This is a genomic window from Pseudomonas sp. lyk4-R2A-8, assembly GCF_030209095.1.
Taxonomy (GTDB): domain Bacteria; phylum Pseudomonadota; class Gammaproteobacteria; order Pseudomonadales; family Pseudomonadaceae; genus Aquipseudomonas; species Aquipseudomonas quebecensis.
Genome location: NZ_JARVSS010000019.1, coordinates 64,066 through 86,173, shown reverse-complemented (window position 1 = coordinate 86,173; position 22,108 = coordinate 64,066). Strand labels below are relative to the sequence as shown.

The following is a 22,108-nucleotide window of genomic DNA, read 5'->3' as shown; positions in this document are numbered from 1 at the left end:
ATGCCTCTGAAAGGTTGCGCCGTTTAAGGCCGCCAGTGCTAATCTTCCCCCGTTTTCGGCGGGCTTGAGCCAACCCCTACAGGGTTCAAGGAAGACAGCCCACTTCTCACAGGATTTGATCAGGTCACTTCATGAATAAGCCAGCAGTCGTTCTTTTGGGTTTTGTTGTCGCCGTCGGCGTCGTCAGTGCAGGCGGCGCCTGGTACACCGGCAAGCAGCTGGAACCGGTGTTGCAGACCGCAATCCAGAACGCCAACAAGGAACTGCAAACCTCCATGGCCGGCGTCGACGGCAGCGTCGCCCTTGAATTGGTGTCGCTGGAACGTGGCGTGTTCAGCAGCACCGCGCATTACCGCCTGAAAGCGCAGGGCTCGGTGTTCGGCGAAGAAAACCCGAACCCGGAGCTGCTGTTCGTCGACCATATCGAACACGGCCCGTTGCCGTTCTCGCGCCTGGTCACGCTTAAATGGCTGCCGGTCATGGCCACCAGTCATTACCAGCTGGAAAAGAACGCTACCACCGAGAAGTGGTTTGCCGCCGCCAAAGACGTGTCGCCGCTCAAGGGCGTGGCCAATATCAGCTACACCCGCGCGGTCAACGGCAATGTCGAACTGCTGCCCCTGGAGTTCAAGGATGACAAGTCCTCGGTGAGCTTCTCCGGCGCCAACATGAATTTCGACAGCACCGCCGAAGGCCAGAAGGTCAAGGCCGACGGTTTCATGAACAGCCTCAAGGTCGCCGCCGTGGATGCCCAGGGCGCGCCGTTCGAAGCCGAACTGGCCGGCCTGACCGTGGCCAGCAACCTGGCCAAGTCCACCTTCGGTTTCTACACCGGGCAGAACACCGTGGAACTGACGGACGCCAAGTTCACCGTCGGCGTGCAGAAAGACGTGATCTCGCTCAAAGGCTTTGAGCAGAAAGACTCCAGCGAAACCAAGGACAACAACCTGGCCGGCCGCGTCGACTACAAAATCGACGAGATCGGCTACAAGGGCAAACCCGTCGGATCGGCCGCCATGGCGCTGAGCATGAAAAACGTCGACGTCCCCGCCATGCTGGTGTTGACCAAGCTCTACCAGGACAAGCTGCAGCCGGTTCAAGCCGCCGCCGCCGCTGGCGAACCCGCGCCTGAATTGCAGTTGACCGAAGCCGAGCAGGCCCTGGCCGAGGCCAACGTCAACCAACTGCTGGCCGCCAAGCCGCAATTGGCGCTGGAAAACCTGTCGTTGAAAACCACCCACGGCGAAAGCAAGTTCAACCTGGTGGTCGACCTGGCCAAACCCGCGTCGATGGAATTGCCGCCGGTGGAACTGGGCAAGCAGATGGTGTCGCTGCTGGACGCCAACCTGACCCTGTCCAAGCCAATGATCGCCGATGTGTCGGCCCTGCAGGCCCAGGCTGTTGGCCTGACCGACCCTAAAGCCATCGAGCAGCAAGCCCAGATGGCCGCCGAGATGGTCAGCGGCACGGCCGTGGGCGCACAACTGGCGACCCTGGTCGGCAACGACGTGGTGTCCAAACTGCACTACGCCAACAATGAAGTGACCTTCAACGGCCAGAAAATGACCGTCGAGCAGTTCATCGGCTTTGTGATGTCCAAAGTCGGCGCGGTCAGCGGCGAGCAATAATCGCGTCAGTGCACTGAGTAAGCTGTGGCGAGGGAGATTGCTCCTTCGCCACACGCAGCGTTCCCTCCCGTCCCGCGTATAAATCCCACGTCCTTATCCAAATCTGAACAATTGTTCTGATTTGCGCTTTTGCGCCCCGCGCTCGGCGATAGTGCCCACAGGAAAGCTAGGCCGGGTCATGAGACGTCGGCACCCTGAAGCGAAACGCCCAGGACTACCTATCGTTACAGCTTTCCCTGTAAGGAAGCTCACGATATGTTGCCAAACCCTCCACTCAGTGCATCAGGCCGGTTGCGACTGCTTATCGGGGTCGCCTTGTGCAGCCAATTGTTGATGCCCGCTTACGCCCTGGCCGACCCGGCCTACGATGCGCTGATCATTCAGGCGCGCAATGGCAACTTCACCCCCGCCCTTACGCAATTGCGCCAGTTGTCCGCCGAGCGCCAGACGCCCGGCCAGGTCAGCGATCACCTGGTGATTGCCGGTTGGGCCGGCCAGGACGCCGAAGTGCTGCAGGTCTACGAGGCCCAGGGCAAGCACCGCAACCTCAGCACCCAGGCGCTCGCCACGGTGGCGCGCACCTATCGCAACCAGAAACAGTGGGCCCAGGCCGAGGCGGTGTACCGTCAGGCGTTGCTGCGCGAACCGAACAACATCGACCTGCAACTGGGCCTGGCCCTCACCCAGGCCGATGGCGGCAAGGCCAACGAGGCGGTGCAGAGCACTCGTGCATTGGTGGCCGCCAAGCCTGACGACCCCAACCGCCGCATGGCCCTGGGTTATGCGCTGACCCGTGCCGGCTTGAACTACGACGCCCTGTTCGAATTCGACCAGGCTTTTATGCGCGCCGGCGATAAACCCGAAGTTGCTCGCGAGTACATCGTTGCCCTGCAAAAGGCTCGCTTGCCGGAGGCTGCGTTGCGCCTGTCGGCCCAGCGTCCGGGCCTGCTGGATGCGGTTACCCAACGCCGCCTGGAAGGCGACCTGGCCGCCGAGCGTGTGCGCATGGCCGAGTTCGCCACCCGCAGCGAACAGGAGCGCTACGTGATCGCCGACCGTGCGCTGCAGGCTTACGACAACCTGCTCGCACGCTGGACCCCCGACGCCAGCGCCCACGATGACGTGGTGCGCTGGCGCATCGATCGCCTGGGCGCCCTCAAGGCTCGGGCGCGCACGGCGGATGTGGTGCGCGAATACGAAACCTTGACCCGCGAAGGCGTGCAATTACCCACCTACGCCGTGCGCTGGGTGGCGGCGTCCTACCTGGACCAACGCCAGCCGGAAAAGGCCGAGCCGCTCTACCGTCAGGCCCTGAGCGCCGCCGATGCCGAGCCGGATGACCGTGTCGAAGACACCACCGCGTTGTTCTACGCCCTGCAGGAGAGCGATCAGGGCGAGCAAGCGCGTGAAGTCGCCAATGGCCTGGCCAACAGCCAGAAACCCCGGGTTGAACTCAAGGGCCTGCCCATCGGCAACCCCAACGATTCATGGATGGACGCCCAACAACTGGCCGCCCAGTCCGGCGTCTACGGCGGTGACCTGCCGGGCAGCGAGGCCGGGTTGGATGCACTGGTGGCCAAGGCCCCGGGCAACGTCGGCCTGCGCCTGGCCCAGGCCGACATGTACCGCGCCCGCGACCTGCCGCGCCGCGCCGAAGGCATCCTGAAGGAAACCGAAGCCCAGGCCCCGCGCGACATCGGCCTGGAAGTGTCCCAGGCTTACACCGCCATGGACTTGCAGGAGTGGCGCCAGCTCGACGTGCTCACCGACGACGTGGTCGCGCGCAACCCCGACAGTCGCCAGGTGCAGCGCCTCAACCGCCTGCGCAATGTGCATGACATGGCCGAACTGCGCGTCGAAGCCTACACCGGCAAAAGCTACGGTGGCGGCAATGACAGCGACGCCGGTGCGGTGGCCGGCAGCCGTGACTGGGGCATCGAGAGCGTGATCTACACGCCGCCCATCGACGAAGACTGGCGCCTGTTCGCCGGTGCCGGTTACGCCACCGCCGACTTTGAAGAAGGCACCGGTCAGCACCGCTGGCAGCGCGTCGGCGTGGAACGGCGCACCCGTGACTTGACCCTGGAAGCCGAGGTGTCCAACCACTCCTACGGCTTTGGTTCCAAGCAGGGCGCGCGCGTGGCGTTTGCCCATGACCTCAACGACCATTGGCAATACGGGGCTAGCCTCGATTACCTCGCCGCCACCACTCCGTTGCGGGCGTTGAACGCCGATATCACCGCCAATGGCGGCAGCGGCTTTATCCGCTGGCGCGCCAACGAAAGCCGCGAGTGGAAGTTGTCCGTCAGCCCGTCCCATTTCAGTGACGGCAATGATCGCGTCGAAGCAGTGCTCACCGGCCGCGAGGGCCTCTACAGCTCGCCGAAGGTGCAAGTGGACCTGGGCCTGGAAGTTGCCACCAGCCGCAACAGCAAGGAAGACACGGTGTATTTCAACCCGAAGTCGGACTTCAGCGTGTTGCCCACCGTCAACGTCAACCATGTGCTCTACCACCGCTACGAGACCCAGTGGAGTCAGCAGTTCCAAGTCGGTGCGGGTACTTACAGCCAGCGGGATTATTCCACCGGTGGCGTCGGCCTGATCGGCTATGGCCAACGCTTTCGCTGGAACGACGTATTGGAAGTCGGCGCCAACCTGAGCCTGATCAGCCGACCCTACGACGGTGATCGCGAACGCGATCTGCGCCTGCTCGTCGACCTCACTTACCGTTTCTAAAAGAGCCTGACCATGACTGTTCTCAGCCGTTGCTTGTTGCTCCTGGGTGTATTGCTGGCCAGCGCCTGCGCCCAGCAACCCGCGCCCTTCACCCCACCCGCCGAGCGGCCGACCCCGGCCAACGAAGCGGCGTGGCCGAAGAACCATTTCCTGGGGATCGCTTACCACGACGTGTCGGACCGCGATCCCGACCAGGCCGTGGTGGCGGTGCGTACCGAGCGGCTGATCGAACAATTGGCCTGGCTGCGCGAGAACGGTTACCAGGCGGTCAGCGTCGACCAGATCCTCGCCGCCCGCCGTGGTGGCCCGGCATTGCCGCCCAAGGCGATCATGCTGAGTTTCGACGACGGCTATTCGAGCTTCTACACCCGCGTGATGCCGATTCTGCGCGCCTATCACTGGCCGGCATTGCTGGCGCCGGTGGGCTACTGGATCGACACGCCGTTGAACAAACCCGTGGACTTCGCCGGCATGCCGCGGCCCCGGGGTGAGTTCCTCACCTGGGAGCAGATTCGCGAGGTGTCGCAATCGGGCCTGGTGGAAATCGCCGCGCACACCGACGCCAATCACAAAGGCATCCTGGCCAACCCCCAGGGCAACCTGGAGCCGGCCGCGACCACCCGCCGCTACGATCCGGCGACCCATCGCTACGAAACCGAAGCGCAGTTCCAGGCGCGCATGCGCGCCGACGTGGTGGCGATCTCCAACAAGATCCGCGCCGTCACCGGCAAGGCGCCACGGGTGTGGGTATGGCCGTATGGCGCAGCCGACGGCACGTCGCTGGCGGTGGTCGGCGAACAGGGTTACCAGATGGCCCTCACCCTCGAAGACGGCCTCGACAACCTCGGCGACCTGATGAGCAGCCCGCGCTTCCTGGTGGCCTCCGACCCGGACGGCGAGCACTTCGCCAACAGCATCGTGGCCGTGCAGGCCAAGGCGCCGTTGCGCGTGCTGCATGTGGACCTGGACAACGTGTACGACCCGGACGCCGCCCAGCAGGCGCGCAACCTCGACCAACTGGTGCAGCGCGTGGTGGATATGGGCGCCGGCACAGTGTTCCTGCAAGCCTTCGCCGACCCCAAGGGCGACGGCCTGGTGCATTCACTGTATTTCCCTAACCGCCACTTGCCGATGCGCGCCGACCTGTTCAACCGCGTCGCCTGGCAGCTGCGTACCCGCGCCCATGCCAGCGTGTATGCCTGGATGCCGGTGCTCAGCTTTGCCCTTGACCCCAAGCTCCCACGTGTAACGCGCTGGGACCCGAAAACCGGCAGCGTCGGCCTCGATCCCGACCAGTACCAGCGCCTGTCGCCATTCGATCCGGCCGTGCGCAAAATCATCGGCGAGATCTACGAGGACCTGGCGCGGGTGGGGCCGATCGACGGCATCCTTTATCACGACGATGCGGTGTTCAACGACTTCGAAGACGCCAGTCCCGCCGCGCTCAAGACCTACGCCGCCAACGGCTTGCCCGATAGCATTGCGGCCTTGCGCGCCGACCCGGCGGTGATGCAGCGCTGGACGCGTTTCAAGAGCCGCTACCTGATCGACTTCACCCACGAACTGACCGCCAAGGTGCGCGCCATCCGCGGCCCGCAGGTGCTGACCGCGCGCAACATCTTCGCCGAGCCGATGCTTAACCCGCCGAGCGAAGCCTGGTTCGCGCAGAACCTCGACGATTTCCTCCAGGCTTACGACTGGACCGCACCGATGGCCATGCCGTTGATGGAAGGACAGCAGGTAAACACCTCCAATGCCTGGCTGGAAAAACTGGTAGCCACCGTTAAAAAGCGCCCCGGCGCACTGGAGCGCACGGTGTTTGAACTGCAGGCCAAAGACTGGCGCACCAAAGACGCCACCGATATCAACGGTGCGCAAATGGCCGAATGGATGGGTGTGCTCAAACGCCAGGGGGTCACGAGTTTTGGTTATTACCCGGACAACTTCCTGGAAAACTCTCCGGACCTGAAGACCGTGCGTCCGGCCCTTTCCAACCAATGGAACCCTTGACCATGTTCGACAGAATCCTGGCTTTATTCGTACTGGCGCTGGTGTTGGGCGTGCCTCTGGGCCTGATCTTCCTGGTCACCGGGCAGTTCCTGATGGACTTCGTATTCTTCTACCCGCTGTTCATGTCAGCGCTGTGGATTGCCGGCGGCCTGTACTTCTGGCTGCACTGGGAACGCCACTGGCCTTGGGAGGAAGACACCCCGGCGCCGACCCTGGCCGGCAATCCGCTGATCTCGATCATCATCCCTTGCTACAACGAAGGGGATAACGCCGCCGATACCATCCATGCGGCGCTCGGCCAGCTGTACACGAACATTGAAGTGATCGCGGTCAACGACGGCTCCAAGGACAACACCGCAGCGGTGCTCGATGCCCTGGCACTGGAGCATCCACGCCTGCGCGTGCTGCACCTGGCACAGAACCAGGGCAAGGCCGTGGCCCTGCGCATGGGGGCGGTGGCGGCGCGCAGCGAATACCTGGTGTGCATCGACGGCGATGCGTTGCTCGACAAAAACGCGGCGGCTTATCTGGTCGCGCCGATGCTCGATAACCCCCGGCTGGGCGCTGTTACCGGCAACCCACGGATTCGCACGCGGTCGACTTTGATCGGCCGTGTGCAGGTGGGCGAGTTCTCGTCGATCATCGGTTTGATCAAGCGCACCCAGCGCGTGTTCGGCCGGATCTTCACGGTGTCGGGTGTGGTGGTGGCGTTCCGTAAGAAAGCGCTGGACCGCATCGACTACTGGAGCACCGACATGATCACCGAGGACATCGACGTGAGTTGGAAGCTGCAGTTGGACCACTGGAGCATTTTCTACGAGCCGCGCGCGTTGTGCTGGATCCTGATGCCCGAAACCGTCGGCGGCCTGTGGAAGCAGCGTTTGCGCTGGGCCCAGGGCGGCGCCGAAGTGCTGTTCAAGAACATCCGCGGCATCTGGCAATGGCGTCACCGCTACCTGTGGCCGTTGCTGTTCGAGTACTGCCTGTCCACCGGCTGGGCGTTTACCTTCCTGCTGTCGGTGATTTTCTGGGGCGTGGGCAAGTTTATTCCGCTGCCGCAGGCAATCGCCGTCGACGCCCTGATGCCGCCGGCGTTTACCGGTCTGGTGCTGGCGATGGTGTGTCTGCTGCAGTTCGCGGTCAGCATTATCATCGACCGCCGTTACGAGAAAGACCTATGGAAAACCCTGTTCTGGACGGTGTGGTACCCGATGGTGTTCTGGCTGGTCAGCCTGTTTACCACGCTGGTGAGTTTCCCCAAGGTGCTGTTCAACCAGCATCAGAAACGCGCGCGCTGGGTGAGCCCGGACCGTGGTATCAAACCTGTCAGTGAGGAGGCGTGATCATGAACCTGGTCAGAACTCGCCAAAGCCTGGTGATGTGGATTATCGACGTGCTGTTGACCCTGATGGCCTGGGCCGGCTTGATCTGGTTGCTCGCGCGCGGCATCACTTCGATGCTCGACACCCATGGCGGCCCGCGGATCGAAGCACCGATTTTCGCAGCGCTCAACACCCTGCAGATCTACCTGTGGATCGCCTTGTTCAACGCGGTGATCCTGGTCTCCTGGGCGCGCTATCAGCAACGCAAAGGCCGCAAATTCGCCCAGCGCCGCGCACAAACCAGCGGCCTGAGCGACAAGCATCTCAGTGAGAGCTTCAAATTGGGCGCGGGCGACCTGGAACAACTGCGCCGTCCGGGCGTACTGGTGATTCACAACGATGAAGACGGCGGTGTGGGCGAAGTTAAATCCCACGTCTCCCGTGACGTGGAACGCCCGCCACTGACCCTCGTGCCCGGCCAGGAAAAAGGCCAGGACATCGGCTGAATCCCCTGGGTGGATAGCTTCCGGCCGTGCAGTCATGGGGTGAGCGGGCTTGTTGTGGTGAGCAGGGCAAGCCTGCTCACCACAACAACCTCATTTTCTCAGGTTATGTTTACGCCGAAGCTGTGTAGACACCTGTACCTGCAAGGGGGCACGAAAAACAGGTGGCCCTGCCGGTGAGCGTTTCCTGCCTTGCAGCGCAATCCCGACAAATGGGATCCAATTCACAAAACGCCCGCGAACTTTTCCTGCTTTCTCGGTACTAACCTATCTCGGCGGAACCTTGATGGCGAAATAATGGCTATTTATCAAGGTGCTCGGCTCATATTCAAAAAGAATCGCCACTGGTCGGAATAATCACTCGAGCGAATGGCATTAGTTCTTTTTGATTTTTTTTATTATTAATAATCAATAGGTTAGGCGTTAAGTAAGTGCGAGCGTGCAACTAACCCCTGTGCTTGGGTTAGAGCAAGTTCGATGTTAGTTTGCGCCCCCTTGATTTTTCGACGGATCGAACATGCCCCTGTTATTGCCACGGATTCGGTTATCGCTGTGCACTTTCCTGCTCGCTTGTTTAAGCGTGAACAGTGCGTCCGCCGCGCCTACGCCCGGCGATCAAGACCTGATCCGCGACCGGCAGAATCGCCTGCTCGAAGAACAGAGCCGTCGCCTGCAGGAACTCCAGGACCTGCCCGGCAAACAGGCCAAGCCCGAGGCCCCGGCCACGCCGGCCGACAGCCGTTGCTTCCCGATCCAAGACATCGAACTCAAGGGCGCCGACAGCCTGTCCGTCGCCGACCGCGCGCGCCTGCTCAAACCTTACATCGGCCAGTGCCTGGGCGTGTCGCAGCTCAATGAATTGCTCAAGGTCATCACCGACTATTACATCGCCAAAGGCCGCGTCACCAGCCGTGCCTACTTGCCGCAGCAAGACCTGTCCAGCGGCCACCTGCAGGTGCTGGTGGTCGAAGGCAAACTCGAAGCGCTGAAAAGCGCCGAGGGCAGCAGCGTGACCGACCGCGAACTGGCCATGGCCTTTCCCGGCAAGGTCGGCGAGGCGCTGAACCTGCGCGAAATCGAGCAACTGGTGGACCAACTCAACCGCTTGCCCTCCAAGCAGGCGCAGATGGAACTGACCCCAGGCCAGCAGATCGGCGGCAGTGACGTGGTGGTCAAGAACACCCCGCAAAAGCCCTGGCGCGCCAGCCTGTCGCGTAACAACGACGGCCAGAAAAGCACCGGCGAACAGCAGTGGGGCGCCGGCCTGGAATGGGACAGCCCCCTGGGCCTGGGCGACCAATTGATACTTCGCGGCGGCCACGACGCTGTCAGCGACCACCAGAAAACCTCGAAAAACAGCATGCTGTATTACAACGTGCCGTGGGGCTGGTGGAACTTCAGCTACACCTACAGCGAAAGCGACTACCGCACGTACGGCCAGACCGACAGCACCAAATTCAAGCTCAATGGCGACAACGAGAACCACCAGCTGCGCGCCGAGCGGGTGATCCACCGCGACGACGTGAGCAAGACCTCGGTGAACGTCGGCCTGGCCCATCTGCGTACCAACAACTACGTCCTCGACGTGCGCACCGCGCCGAGCAGCAACCGCCTCAGCGAACTCCAGTTCGGCATCAACCACGGTCGGCGCATCGGCAATGCGTTCGTCAACCTCGACCTGGGCATGCAGAACGGCATCGGCCTGCTCGATGCCCAGTCTGAAGAAGAACGCGATCAGTTCGGCAACCGCCAGGCCAATTCGCGCTACCGCAAATACACCGCCACCGTCAGCTATCTGCAGCCGTTCACGCTGTGGGGCGAGTCGTTGAGTTTTTCCAGCCTGGCCACCGGTCAGCGCAGCGAAGACATTCTGTTCAGCCCGCAACGCGTCAGTCTGGGCGGCTCGGCCTCAGTACGCGGTTTCAAGGACCAGCAACTGACCGGCGACAGCGGCGGCTACTGGCGCAACGAGGTGCGCTGGGCGCGCCCGGTGACCCTGGATTGGATGCGCCCGGCCTTTGCCGAGTACGGCGCCAGCGTCGGCTACGACCAGGGCGTGATCAGCAACGACCGCTACAACGGCGATGTGCATGGCCGCGTGTCCAGCAACTCCCTGGAACTGTTCGCCCGGGGCAAGCACGTCAGCACCAGCGTGACCTTTGCCCATTCTTTGGAAAGACCGGCCGTAGTGAGCGAGCGCGAAGCGCCGATCTACTTCCGCATGGACTTCTTCCTGTAATTCAACGCCCCGCCGCAATGAGAATCTGACAATGGATGTTCGCCAATTTGCCTTCCTGGCCCGCCAACCTTCCGCCGCTTTGAAGCCGCGTGACGCGTTCTTCGGCCTGCCCAAGCGCGGGCTGGCGTTGATCCTGGCCAACGCGCTGTTCTGGCAGCCGCTGCTGGCCCAGGCCGAAGGCATTGTGGTCAGCGCGCCGGGCACCTCCGTTGGCGCGGCGGGCAATGGCGTGCCGGTGGTGAACATCGCCACGCCCAACAGCGCCGGCTTGTCCCATAACCAGTTCCAGCAATACAACGTCGGCCCCAACGGCGTGATCCTCAACAACGCCAGCGGCGCGGTGACCAACACCCAGTTGGGCGGCTACATCGTCGGTAACCCCAACCTCAAAGGCGGCGCGGCCAGCGTCATCCTCAACGAAGTCACCGGCAGCAACCCCAGCCAATTGCGCGGCTACACCGAAGTGGCGGGGCAGTCGGCCAAAGTCATCGTCGCCAACCCGTACGGCGTCACCTGCAGCGGCTGCGGCTTTATCAACACGCCGAACGTCACCCTCACCACCGGCAAACCGGTACTTGACGCGAACGGCCAACTGAAAAGCTACCAGGTCGACGGCGGCGCGGTGACCATCGACGGCGAAGGCTTGAACGCCAGCAACGTCGACCGCTTCGACATCATCACCCGCTCGGCCAAGATCAACGCGCAGATCAACGCGCGCGAACTGAACGTAATCGCCGGGCGCAACGATGTGGACGTCCAAAGCCTGAAAACCACACCGCGCGCCGACGACGGCAGCGCCAAGCCCGAGCTGGCGATCGACTCCAGCGCGTTGGGCGGCATGTACGCCGGCGCGATCAAGCTGGTGGGCACCGAGGCGGGTGTGGGCGTTAAGCTCGACGGCACGCTGGCGGCCAGTGGTGGGGATATTCAGCTCGATGCCAATGGGCGTCTGAGCATGGCGCAGGCGGCGGCCACTGCCGGTAACATCAAGGTCACTGCGCAGAACGTCGACCTTACCGATAAGGTCTACGCCACCGGCAACGTGCAGATCACCAGCGCCCAGGCCCTGGTCAACCAGAAGAGCGTGGCGGCCGGTCAGCGCATTGAACTCAACGCCGCGACCGTCACCAACCCCGGCATCGTCGAAGCCGGCGTCGCCTCCGACAACAGCCGCAATACCACCGGCGACCTGGTAGTCAACGCGCAAACCGTCACCACCTCCGGCAACCTGCTGGCCAGCCGCGCCCTGGCGATCGCCGCCGCGCAGGCGCTGACCAACCAGGGCGCGATCATCCAGGCCAAGACTGTGGAGGTCAGCAGCTCCAAACTGACCAACCAGGGCGCCACCGCACGCTTGTTCGGCGAACAAAGCCTGGCGATCAGCTCACCAGCCATCGTCAACCTCGGCGGCCTGATTCGCTTCGGTGAAGGCCAGGCCGCCACGCTCAACAGCGCATCCCTGAACAACCAGGGCCGTATCGAGATGGCCGGCGGCAGCCTGGTACTCACCAGTGCCGACCTGAACAACAGCGGCGGGCAAATCATCGCCAACGAGCTGACGCTCAACGCCGGCAAGCTCAATAACCAGAACGGCGTGCTGGTGGCCAAGACCGCCAACGTCAATGCCACCGAGCTCAACAACAGCCTCAAGGGCCTGATCCAGGCCGACGGCGGCGCGCTCAACCTCACCGTCACCAACGGCTTCAACAACGCCCAGGGTTTCGCCCAGGCCAGCACCGACCTGACCGTCAACGCCGGCACCCTCGGCAGCAATGCCGGCGGCGTATTGAGCGCCGACACCGGCAAGCTGACCCTCACCGCCGCGCAACAGCTCAATAACGCCCAGGGCCGCGTGCAGGCCGGGCAGGGCAATATCGAACTGCACGCCGCGAACCTGGATAACCAGAGCGGCGTCATCGTCGGCAAACAATTGCTGCTCGACGTCTCCGGTGGTGATATCGATAACCGCGCCGGACGCGTATTGGGTGACCAACTCGACGTACGCGCCTCCGGCCTCGACAACCGCAGCGCCGGCTTGCTCGCCGGTGGCGCCCAGGGCGTAAGCCTGCTGCTCAAAGGCCCGGGCCAATTGCTCAACGCCCAGGGCCGCATCCAGAGCGAAGGCCTGCTGCAACTGCGCGGCGAGCGTTTCGACAACAGTGCCGGCATCCTGCTCGGCCAAACCGTCGATGTGACGGCGCAGCGCTTCACCAACAGCAACAAAGGCGCGTTGGTCAGCGATGGCGGCGACGTGGTGCTCAACGTCAGCGACCTGTTGACCAACGTCGGCGGCCAGATCGACGCGGGCGAAAGCAGTGTGTTGGTCAAGCAACTCACCACTCTCAACAACAACGGCGGCACCCTGCGCGGCAAGCGCCTGGACATCACCGCCCAGCACCTGAATAACAACGACGACGGCCAACTGCTGGCCGGCGCCGGGGGCTTGAACTACAGCGGCCAGGATGTGAGCAACCGCAAGGGCCTGATCCTCAGCGGCGGCGCCCTCACCGAGTTGCACACCACCAGCCTGGATAACCAGGGCGGCACGGTGCAAGGCGACAGCCTGACTGTCACCGCCGACAAGGTCGACAACGGCAGCGGTGGCCTGATGGCGAGCCTGGTCGGCAACCTGCAACTGACCGTCGAAGCGCTGGCCAACCGTGGCGGCAAACTGTTCGGCAAAGAACAGCTGACCGTCAGCGGCGCCACCCTCGACAACAGCGAGGGCGGCCAGGTCAGCGGCAACCTACTCAACCTGACCTCACGCGACACCCTCACCAACCAGGGCGGCCTGATCGAAGCCAACCAGGGGCTGAGCCTCAACGGTGGCAACCTGGACAACAGCGCCAACGGCCAACTGCGCGCGCTTGGCGGTGCCAGCAGCAGCCTCAACCTCAGCGGCGCGGTGAACAACCAGGGCGGCACCCTCGAATTCGGCAGCACGGCCTTCAGCCTCGACGCCACCAGCCTGAATAACCAGGCCGGCCTGTTGCAGCACGCCGGCAGCGGCCTGTTTCGCATCAACACCGCCAGCCTCAACGGCAGCCAGGGCACTATCAACGGCATGGGCACCGCCGACTGGGCGTTCGGCAAAGTCGACGGGCTCGGTCGCCTGCAACTCAACGAAGTGCTTACCTACAAAAGTGCTCAAGGCCTGGCCCTCAAGGCCGGCGACCGCATGGCCAGCGGCAAGGGCCTGGTCCTCAATGTGGCAAGCCTGGACAACGGCGGCGAACTGCTCAGCGACGGTGACCTGAGCATCACCACTGGCGACATGAGCAACAGCGGCCGCGTGTCGGCCCTGCAGACACTCACCGTGGCGGCGAACAACCTCAGCCAGAACGGCGGCCGCCTGGCGGCCAACAATACCCGCCTGACACTGGGCGGCACCCTGGACAACCTCGGTTTCCTCACTGCGCGTCAGCAACTGGATATCGCCGCGGCGCAGATCAATAACCGCGGCACCCTCGGCGCCCAGGGTGCGGTAAATCTCACTGCGGTCAATGGCATCACCAACGCGGCCGATTCGCTGCTGTTCAGCGGTGGCAACCTGACTCTGCGCGCCAATGGTTTCAGCAACCTTCATGGCGACGTCTACAGCAAAGGCGACTTGAGCTTCGCCGCGCGCGATGGCGGCCGTGCCGCGCTGTTCAGTAACCGTTCCGGCACCGTGGAAAGCGAAGGCTCGATCGGTATCAATGCGGGCTTTATCGAAAACGCCAAAGATGAATTCGAACTCGGGCAGACGCTGACCACCGGCAGTTTGAGTTGGATCTGTGGCCAGCACTGCGGCGAAAAAGATTGGTGGGAAAAAGGCATCATCACCATCTACGAGACCTACCTTGAGGCGGCGACCAAGGATTCGGCAGCGGCGCGCCTGGTAGCTGGCAAAAACATGCTGCTGCAAGGCGACAATGTGCAGAATCGCTACAGCCTGATGGCTGCCAATGGCGACCTGAGTATTGCCGCCGGTGACCTGCTTAACCAGGGTGCCGCCACGCGCACAGGGCAGCGCAAGATTGTCGTCACCACGCCAGGACGTGTCTCCGACGATTTATTTGAACGCATGCAATGGGTCGACGTTCCCGCTTTCAATGCGGCCACGGCGGCTGGGCATTTCGATAAGGCGCGCTTCGAAGAGCTGAAAAACCGCTCACCCAATAGCTATCCTTTCGAGCACATAAGCGACGTCACCACCTGGACCAACAACAGTGGCCCCGGCTACGACGCCACCCTGCAAGCCGGCGGCACGGTCAACCTCAACGTCGCCCGCACCCTGCAAAACGGCACGCTGCACAACAATACCCTGGCCCAGTTGACCGGCACCCTCGGCGACGACCAGACCGGCATCCCCGTCGGTGGCATCAACATCAACCTGAGCAAACACGCCAACGACCCGAGCGCCAAGGCCGCCGGCAGCATCCTGCCCGTAGCAGGCGCGGCCCCCGGCGGCGGCTTCGTGCCCGTGGACTACACCGGCACCGCCTTCGCCCCGGTCGACCCGACCACCTCGCCCAACTTCCAACTGCCCAAGGGCGAGTACGGCCTGTTCGTTAAAAATCCTGATCCGACCAGCCATTACCTGATCGAGACCAACCCCGAGTTCGCCTCCCTCACGGGCTTCTTCAGCTCCGACTACATGCTCGGCAAACTCGGCTTCAGCTCCGACAACGCCTGGCGCCGCCTCGGCGATGGCCAATACGAAACCCGCCTGATCCGCGACGCCGTGCTCGCCCAAACCGGCCAACGCTTCCTCGCCGGCGGCCTGTACAGCGACGCCGACCAGTTCCGCTACCTGATGGACAACGCGTTGGCCAGCAAAGACGCCCTGCGCCTGAGCCTCGGCGTCTCCCTCACCGGCCAGCAAGTCGGCGCCCTGACCCACGACATCGTGTGGATGGAAAACCGCGTCATCGACGGCCAGACCGTCCTCGTGCCCGTGCTCTACCTGGCCCAGGCCGAGTCGCGCAACGTGCGCGGCAACAGCCTGATCCAAGGCCGCGACCTCAACCTGGTCACCGGCGGCGACCTGATCAACGTCGGCACCCTGCGCGCCAGCAACAACCTCTCCGCCGTCAGCAGCGGCAGCCTCTACACCGGCGGCCTGGTCGAGGCCGGCAACAACCTGAGCCTGCTGGCCCAGGACAGCATCCGCAACGCCATGGCCGGCGAGATTCGCGGCAAGCAAGTCAGCCTCACAGCGCTTAAAGGCGACATCACCAACGACACCACCGCCATCCAGGTGCGTGACGGCGTCGGCATGCGCACTCTCACCGACGGCAGCGGCGGCACCATCGTCGCCCGCGAAAACCTGGCCATGGACGCTGGCCGCGACCTCACCAACCGGGGTGCCCTCACTGCCGGCAATGACGCCAACCTCACCGCAGGCCGCGACCTCAACCTCATCGCCGCCAGCGACACCCGCGTCAAGCACGAGATCCGCGACGGCGGCGAGAAATCCAGCATCACCACCGACGTCAAAAACCTCGCCGCCAGCGTCACGGCGGGCGGCAGCATCAACATGCAAGCCGGGCAAGACGTCAACATCATCGGCAGCACTGCCACCGCCGGCAAAGACCTCACCATCGCCGCCGGCCGCGACCTCAACATCGCCTCCGTCAGCGACATGCACAACGTCGATGGCAAGGAAAAGCACGGCAAGAAACGCATCAAGACCGCGGACGAGCAGACCACCCAAGTGGCCAGCGTACTGACGGCGGGTGGGGATTTTGTCAGCCAGGCGGGGCGTGACACCACGATCGTGGCGAGCAGGATCAGCGCGGGGAATGAGGCTTATCTGTATAGCGGGGATAAGTTGAGTTTGTTGGCGGCGCAGAACAGCACCTACAGCCTTTACGACATGAAGGAGAAGGGTGGCTGGGGCGCGAAGAAGACCAAGCGCGATGAGGTGACCCGCGTTACGAATGTGGGGACTGAGATCAAGACTGGTGGTGATCTGGTACTCAAAAGTGGAGGCGACCAGACCTATCAACTTGCCAAGCTTCAGAGCGGCCGTGACATCACTTTGGATAGCGGTGGCGCGATTACCTTTGAGGCGGTCAAGGATCTACATCAAGAAAGCCATGAAAAAAGCAAGAACAGCCTGGTTTGGACCAGCGCCAAAGGCAAAGGAAATACTGACGAGACATTGCGCCAGAGCCAGCTGATTGCGCAGGGACAAGTGGTTATCAAAGCTGTAGATGGCTTGAAGATTGACGTTACGCATGTTGATCAGCAAACGGTTAGTCAGGCCATTGATGCAATGGTGAAGGCAGATCCGCAGTTGGCTTGGCTGAAAGAGGCTGAGAAACGTGGGGACGTAGATTGGCGCAGGGTTCAGGAGGTTCACGATAGCTTTAAATACGATAACTCTGGCTTAGGTGGCGGCGCATCTTTAGTCATTGCAATTATTGTCACCTACTTTACGTGGGGCGCCGGTGCGGGTCTTGTCGGCGCAGCCTCCACTAGCGCAACGGGCATTGCCGCAAGCTCAGTAGTGTCCGCAGCTGCCGTAAATGCCACGACAAGCACCATCAATAATCGTGGCAATCTTGGCGCAGTGGCTAAAGATGTCACCTCCAGCGATAGCCTGAAAGGCTATGCGGTTGCCGGCATTAGCGGCGGCTTTATGCCTAGCAGCCTCGGTGCTCAGCTTGCCGTTCGATCAGCCCTGAACACGCTCACCAACGGTGGGAAGTTCAAGGATAACGTTGTGCAAGCCGCGATCAGCATGGCTGCAGACGGCCTAAGTGGCGCGATTTTCGATCGAGTCGGTGATTCGCTATTGGGTAGTGGCCTTCCTAAGAAAATCGCTGTGCATGCGATTGTGGGCGGATTGATTGGCGAGGCCGCGGGGGGCGACTTCCGAACTGCGGCCTTGGCCGCCGGAGCTAACGAAGCGTTGATCAGCCTGGTCGGTGAAAAAATCTTTCCGGGTGAGGCGCACGAACGAGTTCTGGCAATGACCTCCCAGTTAGTCGGGCTGACGGTTGCCGCAGCAGCAGGTGGGGATGCAAAAGCTCAGGAAAAAGCCGCATGGGTGGCTCAGCAAGCTACGGTCTATAACAATCTGAATCACGTTGAGGCTGAGAATCTACTTAAAGAAATTAAGGACTGCCGCGCAACCAAGATCTGCGGTGAAGCCAAAATAAAAGAAATATTGAATAAATATGAAAATATTTCTGCGGATAACTCCAGCCCCATCAAGGACTGCCCGACGCGAAAATGTGTTGACGATATCCTGAATAGTTCGGTTCGAATGGACAGTCCTGTTGCACAGGAACTGCTTAGCCTGCTGCGACAGACGACGTATGACACGCCTGGATTGCTTCAAGGGAACCCTAGTGATGTGGTTTCACAATCGCCTAACCCAAGTGGATGGGGCGATATGTTTGCTGCGGATAAGCAGGTAGCTTTTGCTAAAAATCTTCAAGAAGGCTGGTTGACCCCAGAAGAATCGGCTGATGTTGAACGCTGGAATGACTCTACAAGGTGGGTCGATCGTGCTGTAGGCCGGAAGCTGGAGGCCAAGGAAAAAGCGTACATATTGACTGAGCTAGGGACCGCCGCTGCGATGGTCTTACTCGCTGGTCGTGCGGCCAGTGGTGCGTCAAGCAAAGGTGGAAGTACGACGCCTGCCGAAATTAGTCCTACGTATCGCGAGCTTCAGGGTATAAATAAAGGCTTCCAAGCTCACCACACGCTTCCTCAGTATCTAGGAAAGATGTTGGGGTACTCAAAAAATGACATGATGGATCACCCCGCGACATTGATCACTCAATACTCGCATACTGGTAAGCTGAACCCGGATGCCATGCATAAAGCTATAAGTAAATATCTGCCTCCAATGGTAGGGGGTAAAGCCGCTAGCTATACTCCAGATCAGATCAGTACTGGGTTGCAAAAAGCGTATGGAGATATTGGACGTCCTGAGCTTTTTAAATCGGTACAGCATTTAATCAAATAAGGAGGGTGAGTTATGTCGGAAAAACAAGTATATGAGCTAACGATTGATGATCTTGATAGTTGTAGCGTTTGGTTCTTTCCTATGGACGACACTGTGGAGGATGAATTAACTGTACGCCCCCTCGTCGAACAGGAAACGTGCTCAGACTTTCAGATTGTCGTTAGAGCTAATTTTTTTGGTGAAAGTGGCGCTGTGTATCGCGGTTATTTGTATTGGGACTCCAATGCCGCAATTGAATACTTAAAGCCTGTTGTATTGTCTGATAAGGGAGACGCCGTAAGTTTTTGGAGCGGCATAGTCGCTCCAGCGTGGGATAGTTCGGAGTTTGCCGGTTCGATTAGATCCGAGCTGCCTATTTCTTATGCCTCAGAACCGGTTTTCGGTCTTCCTTCCATTTGCGGAAAGCTGGAGGGACTTTATTATCTTTCGGATGATCAGGTTTGCTGCGTGAAATGACGAAAAAAAGTGGACCGGTTTATTAAGTTGAATTGCTCACGCATAAAGCGGGCGACACTAAGGCCGCCCGATTTTAACTCAGTACGGATCGGCATTCAGCCTGCGACTGATGACATCCAGCAAATCACACCCATCGCGCAGCGGAATGGCCAGCAAATGGGCGAAGTCTGAAAGCACTACGGCATCGCTGCTGAGTTGTTCGCGGAAGGCCAGGTTTTCCAGCAGTTGGGTGACGGCCCGAATGCGGTGCACGGCGGCGTCGTGAAGGACTTCGAGAGGTGCCTGGGTGTCGATGATCAGCGCTGGGGCGGTGCAGTCGTGGCCGGTTAGGGGCATGTATCTATTCATACTTAACACTCTGTTTTTGGTGGTTGAAGCCACCACTCAATCGTCGCCAAACGAATGGGTGGCAGCTGTACGCAGGTTGGCGAACCGGCAACAGAGTAAACCGGCAGACCCGAAGGTCTCCCGCGCACAGCCGCCATAACGAGCACAGCTTTGCGGGTGCAAAAACACCTGCATGAAGCGGATTGCTTTTGCACTCTGTTGTCAGGTCGCCAAACCTGATCGCCGTATGGGCGACAGCCGGACTATAAGCCCCTCACCCAAAACCGTGCAAGGCGTCACAGCGGCAGCATCTACACCATCGGCCTGGTCGAAGCCGGCAACAACCTGAGCCTGCTGGCCCAAGACAGCATCCGCAACGCCATGGCCGGTGAGATTCGCGGCAAGCAAGTCCGCCTCACCGCCCTCCGAGGCGACATCACCAACGACACCACTGCTATCCAAGTGCGTGACGGCGTCGGCATGCGCACCCTCACCGACGGCAGCGGCGCCACCATCGTCGCCCGCGAAAACCTCGCCATCGACGCCGGCCGCGACCTCATCAACCGAGGCGCCCTCACCGCCGGCAACGACGCCAACCTCACCGCCGGCCGCGACCTCAACCTCATCGCCGCCAGCGACACCCGCGTCAAACACGAGATCCGCGACGGCGGCGAGAAATCCAGCATCACCACCGACGTCAAAAACCTCGCCGCCAGCGTCACGGCGGGCGGCAGCATCAACATGCAAGCCGGGCAAGACGTCAACATCATCGGTAGCACCGCCACTGCCGGCAAAGACCTCACCATCGCCGCCGGCCGCGACCTCAACATCGCCTCCGTCAGCGACATGCACAACGTCGATGGCAAGGAAAAGCACGGCAAGAAACGCATCAAGACCGCAGACGAGCAGACCACCCAAGTGGCGAGCGTGCTGACGGCGGGTGGGGATTTTGTCAGCCAGGCCGGGCGTGACACCACGATCGTGGCGAGCAGGATCAGCGCGGGGAATGAGGCTTATCTGTATAGCGGGGATAAGTTGAGTTTGTTGGCGGCGCAGAACAGCACCTACAGCCTTTACGACATGAAGGAGAAGGGTGGCTGGGGCGCGAAGAAGACCAAGCGCGATGAGGTGACCCGCGTTACGAATGTGGGGACTGAGATCAAGACTGGTGGTGATCTGTCGCTGGTCAGTGGCGGTGATCAGTTGTATCAGCGGGCCAAGCTTGAGAGTGGTAACGACCTGGCCATCACCAGTGGCGGTGCGGTGACGTTCGAGGCAGTCAAAGACCTGCACCAGGAGAGCCACGAGAAGAGCAAGGGTGACCTGGCGTGGACCAGCGCCAAGGGTAAGGGGAATACCGACGAGACATTGCGTCAGAGTGAGTTGGTGGCGCAGGGCGAGCTGGCAATCAAGGCCGTGGACGGCCTGAAGATTGATGTAAGGCAGGTTAACCAGAACACGGTAAGCCAGACCATCGACGCGATGGTCCAGGCGGACCCAAGCCTCGCCTGGATCAAGCAAATGGAGCAGCGTGGCGATGTTGACTGGCGCGAGGTCAAAGAGCTGCACGACAGCTTCAAATACAGCAATTCCGGCCTGGGCGCCGGTGCGCAAATTGTCATAGCGATCATTGTTACCTACTTCACGATGGGGGCCGCCAGCGGCGCAATTGCAGCCGCTGGGACGGGCACCTCGATGGCTGGGGCGACGGCTGCTGCCACTGCCACATCTGCCGCAGGCTGGGCCAATGCTGCGGGCAGCGTTGTGCTTGCCGGCATGGCCAGCAATGGTGCTATCAGCACAATCAATAACCGTGGCAATTTAGGCGCAGTGGTCAAGGACGTAACCTCCAGCGATGCGATGCGGGGCTATGTTGTCTCGGGTGTTACCGCGGGGCTGACCGCAGGGTTCTACGACGACTGGACCAGCACGCAGACAGGCACTACTACTGCGCTGCCTAACTCGGGCGCAGTGACATCCGCGAGCCCATTGAGTACCTGGCAAGGTGTTGGTCAATTTACTGCGAATCAGGTTCTGCAAAACGGCACATCGGCCATCCTGACTAAAGCGCTGGGAGGAGAAGCCAGCTTCGGGGATGCATTGCAAAGCAGCCTTGCCAATGCATTTGCTGCCTATGGCTTCAACATGATTGGTGATGTATCCAAGAATCGGTTTGCCGACGGCGGTATCACCAAGATTGGGCTGCATGCGTTGATGGGCGGGCTGGCAGCTGAAGCCGCTGGCGGCGATTTCCGTACTGGTGCGTTGGCAGCAGGTGTGAACGAAGCCCTGGTAGACAGCCTCGCCAAACAGTACGCCAGCATGCCGGAGGATAAGAGAAAGAGCTTGCTGGTGATGAGCTCGCAGTTGATTGGTGTGCTTGCGGCATCGGTGGACAGTGATGCTGACGGTGAGAGTTTGCAGACCGGGGCTTGGGTTGCGAGCAACGCGACACAGTACAATTTCCTGAACCATTCGGATGTAATTGAGTTAGAGGCGGCAGAAAAAGATTGCCACCCAAATGGAACCTGCGATCAAGTCAAAAAAGAGTTCGATGCTCGTAGTGCTGCGAATCTGGCCCGGTTGGATAATTGCGAAGCTACTCACAATTGCGCGCAAATTCGTGCCGAGCTTGATGAGGGGTCTAAAGCGATCGTTGCATCAGTAGAACGAACTGAGACACTGAATCCTGGCGGATCAAGTAATGACTTGGTTGCTAGCTATCGAACTGTCAATGAACAGGAATGGACTAAGGCAGGCCAGCTGCACCTTAATCAAATCGCCAATTTATGGGTAAATGGTGATCCTACATGGATGAAGGAAGGTTCCGTTTACCTCGATCAAACAGGATTCAATCCGTTCGGAATCAATATAGTTCCTGGCATGCTTCCAGGGGCAGGTGCTGGAAGCGTCGGCACGGT

Annotated in this window: 9 protein-coding genes and 1 pseudogene; 9 read left to right on the top strand and 1 reads right to left on the bottom strand. The window is 61.0% G+C overall.

Annotated elements, in window-relative coordinates; genetic code table 11:
• Window positions 1–131 precede the first annotated feature (131 nt).
• The 8 genes from QRN10_RS19015 (at window position 132) to QRN10_RS18980 (ending at window position 18,860) form a co-directional block, all read left to right on the top strand.
• Window positions 132–1,628 (top strand): YdgA family protein, encoded by a 1,497-nt coding sequence (locus tag QRN10_RS19015; protein WP_181081761.1) that lies wholly within the window; start codon window positions 132–134, stop codon window positions 1,626–1,628.
• A 255-nt stretch (window positions 1,629–1,883) separates the two neighbouring features.
• Window positions 1,884–4,364 (top strand): poly-beta-1,6 N-acetyl-D-glucosamine export porin PgaA, encoded by a 2,481-nt coding sequence (gene pgaA, locus QRN10_RS19010; RefSeq protein WP_285428897.1) that lies wholly within the window; start codon window positions 1,884–1,886, stop codon window positions 4,362–4,364.
• A gap of 12 nt (window positions 4,365–4,376) precedes the next feature.
• Entirely contained in the window at window positions 4,377–6,374 is a 1,998-nt protein-coding gene (pgaB, locus tag QRN10_RS19005) for a poly-beta-1,6-N-acetyl-D-glucosamine N-deacetylase PgaB (protein WP_266245346.1), read from the top strand.
• Between the two features lie 2 nt (window positions 6,375–6,376).
• Window positions 6,377–7,717 carry a poly-beta-1,6-N-acetyl-D-glucosamine synthase gene (gene pgaC / locus QRN10_RS19000; RefSeq protein WP_285428895.1) on the top strand — a complete coding sequence of 447 codons (1,341 nt, stop codon included), beginning with the start codon at window positions 6,377–6,379 and terminating at the stop codon, window positions 7,715–7,717.
• Window positions 7,718–7,719: 2 nt separating this feature from the next.
• Window positions 7,720–8,202: a poly-beta-1,6-N-acetyl-D-glucosamine biosynthesis protein PgaD gene (pgaD, locus tag QRN10_RS18995; RefSeq protein WP_266245348.1), complete on the top strand. Its 483-nt coding sequence runs from the start codon at window positions 7,720–7,722 to the stop codon at window positions 8,200–8,202.
• 514 nt (window positions 8,203–8,716) lie between these two features.
• A complete protein-coding gene (locus tag QRN10_RS18990) occupies window positions 8,717–10,438 on the top strand; it encodes a ShlB/FhaC/HecB family hemolysin secretion/activation protein (RefSeq protein WP_285428894.1) in 1,722 nt (573 codons plus the stop codon).
• 31 nt (window positions 10,439–10,469) lie between these two features.
• A complete protein-coding gene (locus QRN10_RS18985) occupies window positions 10,470–18,404 on the top strand; it encodes a two-partner secretion domain-containing protein (RefSeq protein WP_285428893.1) in 7,935 nt (2,644 codons plus the stop codon).
• Between the two features lie 12 nt (window positions 18,405–18,416).
• Window positions 18,417–18,860, top strand: a complete 444-nt coding sequence (locus QRN10_RS18980) for a hypothetical protein (protein WP_253509911.1) — start codon at window positions 18,417–18,419, stop codon at window positions 18,858–18,860.
• A 78-nt stretch (window positions 18,861–18,938) separates the two neighbouring features.
• Here the strand turns inward: QRN10_RS18980 and QRN10_RS18975 are convergent, their stop codons facing one another.
• Entirely contained in the window at window positions 18,939–19,196 is a 258-nt protein-coding gene (locus QRN10_RS18975) for a hypothetical protein (RefSeq protein WP_253509912.1), read from the bottom strand.
• A gap of 288 nt (window positions 19,197–19,484) precedes the next feature.
• Between QRN10_RS18975 and QRN10_RS18970 the strand changes: the two are divergent.
• Window positions 19,485–21,492, top strand: a pseudogene (locus QRN10_RS18970) (DUF637 domain-containing protein); the annotation flags it as partial.
• Window positions 21,493–22,108 lie beyond the last annotated feature (616 nt).

Bases quoted from the DNA above. Each gene is read 5' to 3' on its own strand.
- pgaB (WP_266245346.1), top strand. From the start codon at position 4,377: ATGACTGTTCTCAGCCGTTGCTTGTTGCTCCTGGGTGTATTGCTGGCC.
- QRN10_RS18990 (WP_285428894.1), top strand. From the start codon at position 8,717: ATGCCCCTGTTATTGCCACGGATTCGGTTATCGCTGTGCACTTTCCTG.
- pgaC (WP_285428895.1), top strand. From the start codon at position 6,377: ATGTTCGACAGAATCCTGGCTTTATTCGTACTGGCGCTGGTGTTGGGC.
- QRN10_RS18975 (WP_253509912.1), bottom strand. From the start codon at position 19,196: ATGCCCCTAACCGGCCACGACTGCACCGCCCCAGCGCTGATCATCGAC.
- pgaD (WP_266245348.1), top strand. From the start codon at position 7,720: ATGAACCTGGTCAGAACTCGCCAAAGCCTGGTGATGTGGATTATCGAC.
- QRN10_RS18980 (WP_253509911.1), top strand. From the start codon at position 18,417: ATGTCGGAAAAACAAGTATATGAGCTAACGATTGATGATCTTGATAGT.
- QRN10_RS18985 (WP_285428893.1), top strand. From the start codon at position 10,470: ATGGATGTTCGCCAATTTGCCTTCCTGGCCCGCCAACCTTCCGCCGCT.
- pgaA (WP_285428897.1), top strand. From the start codon at position 1,884: ATGTTGCCAAACCCTCCACTCAGTGCATCAGGCCGGTTGCGACTGCTT.
- QRN10_RS19015 (WP_181081761.1), top strand. From the start codon at position 132: ATGAATAAGCCAGCAGTCGTTCTTTTGGGTTTTGTTGTCGCCGTCGGC.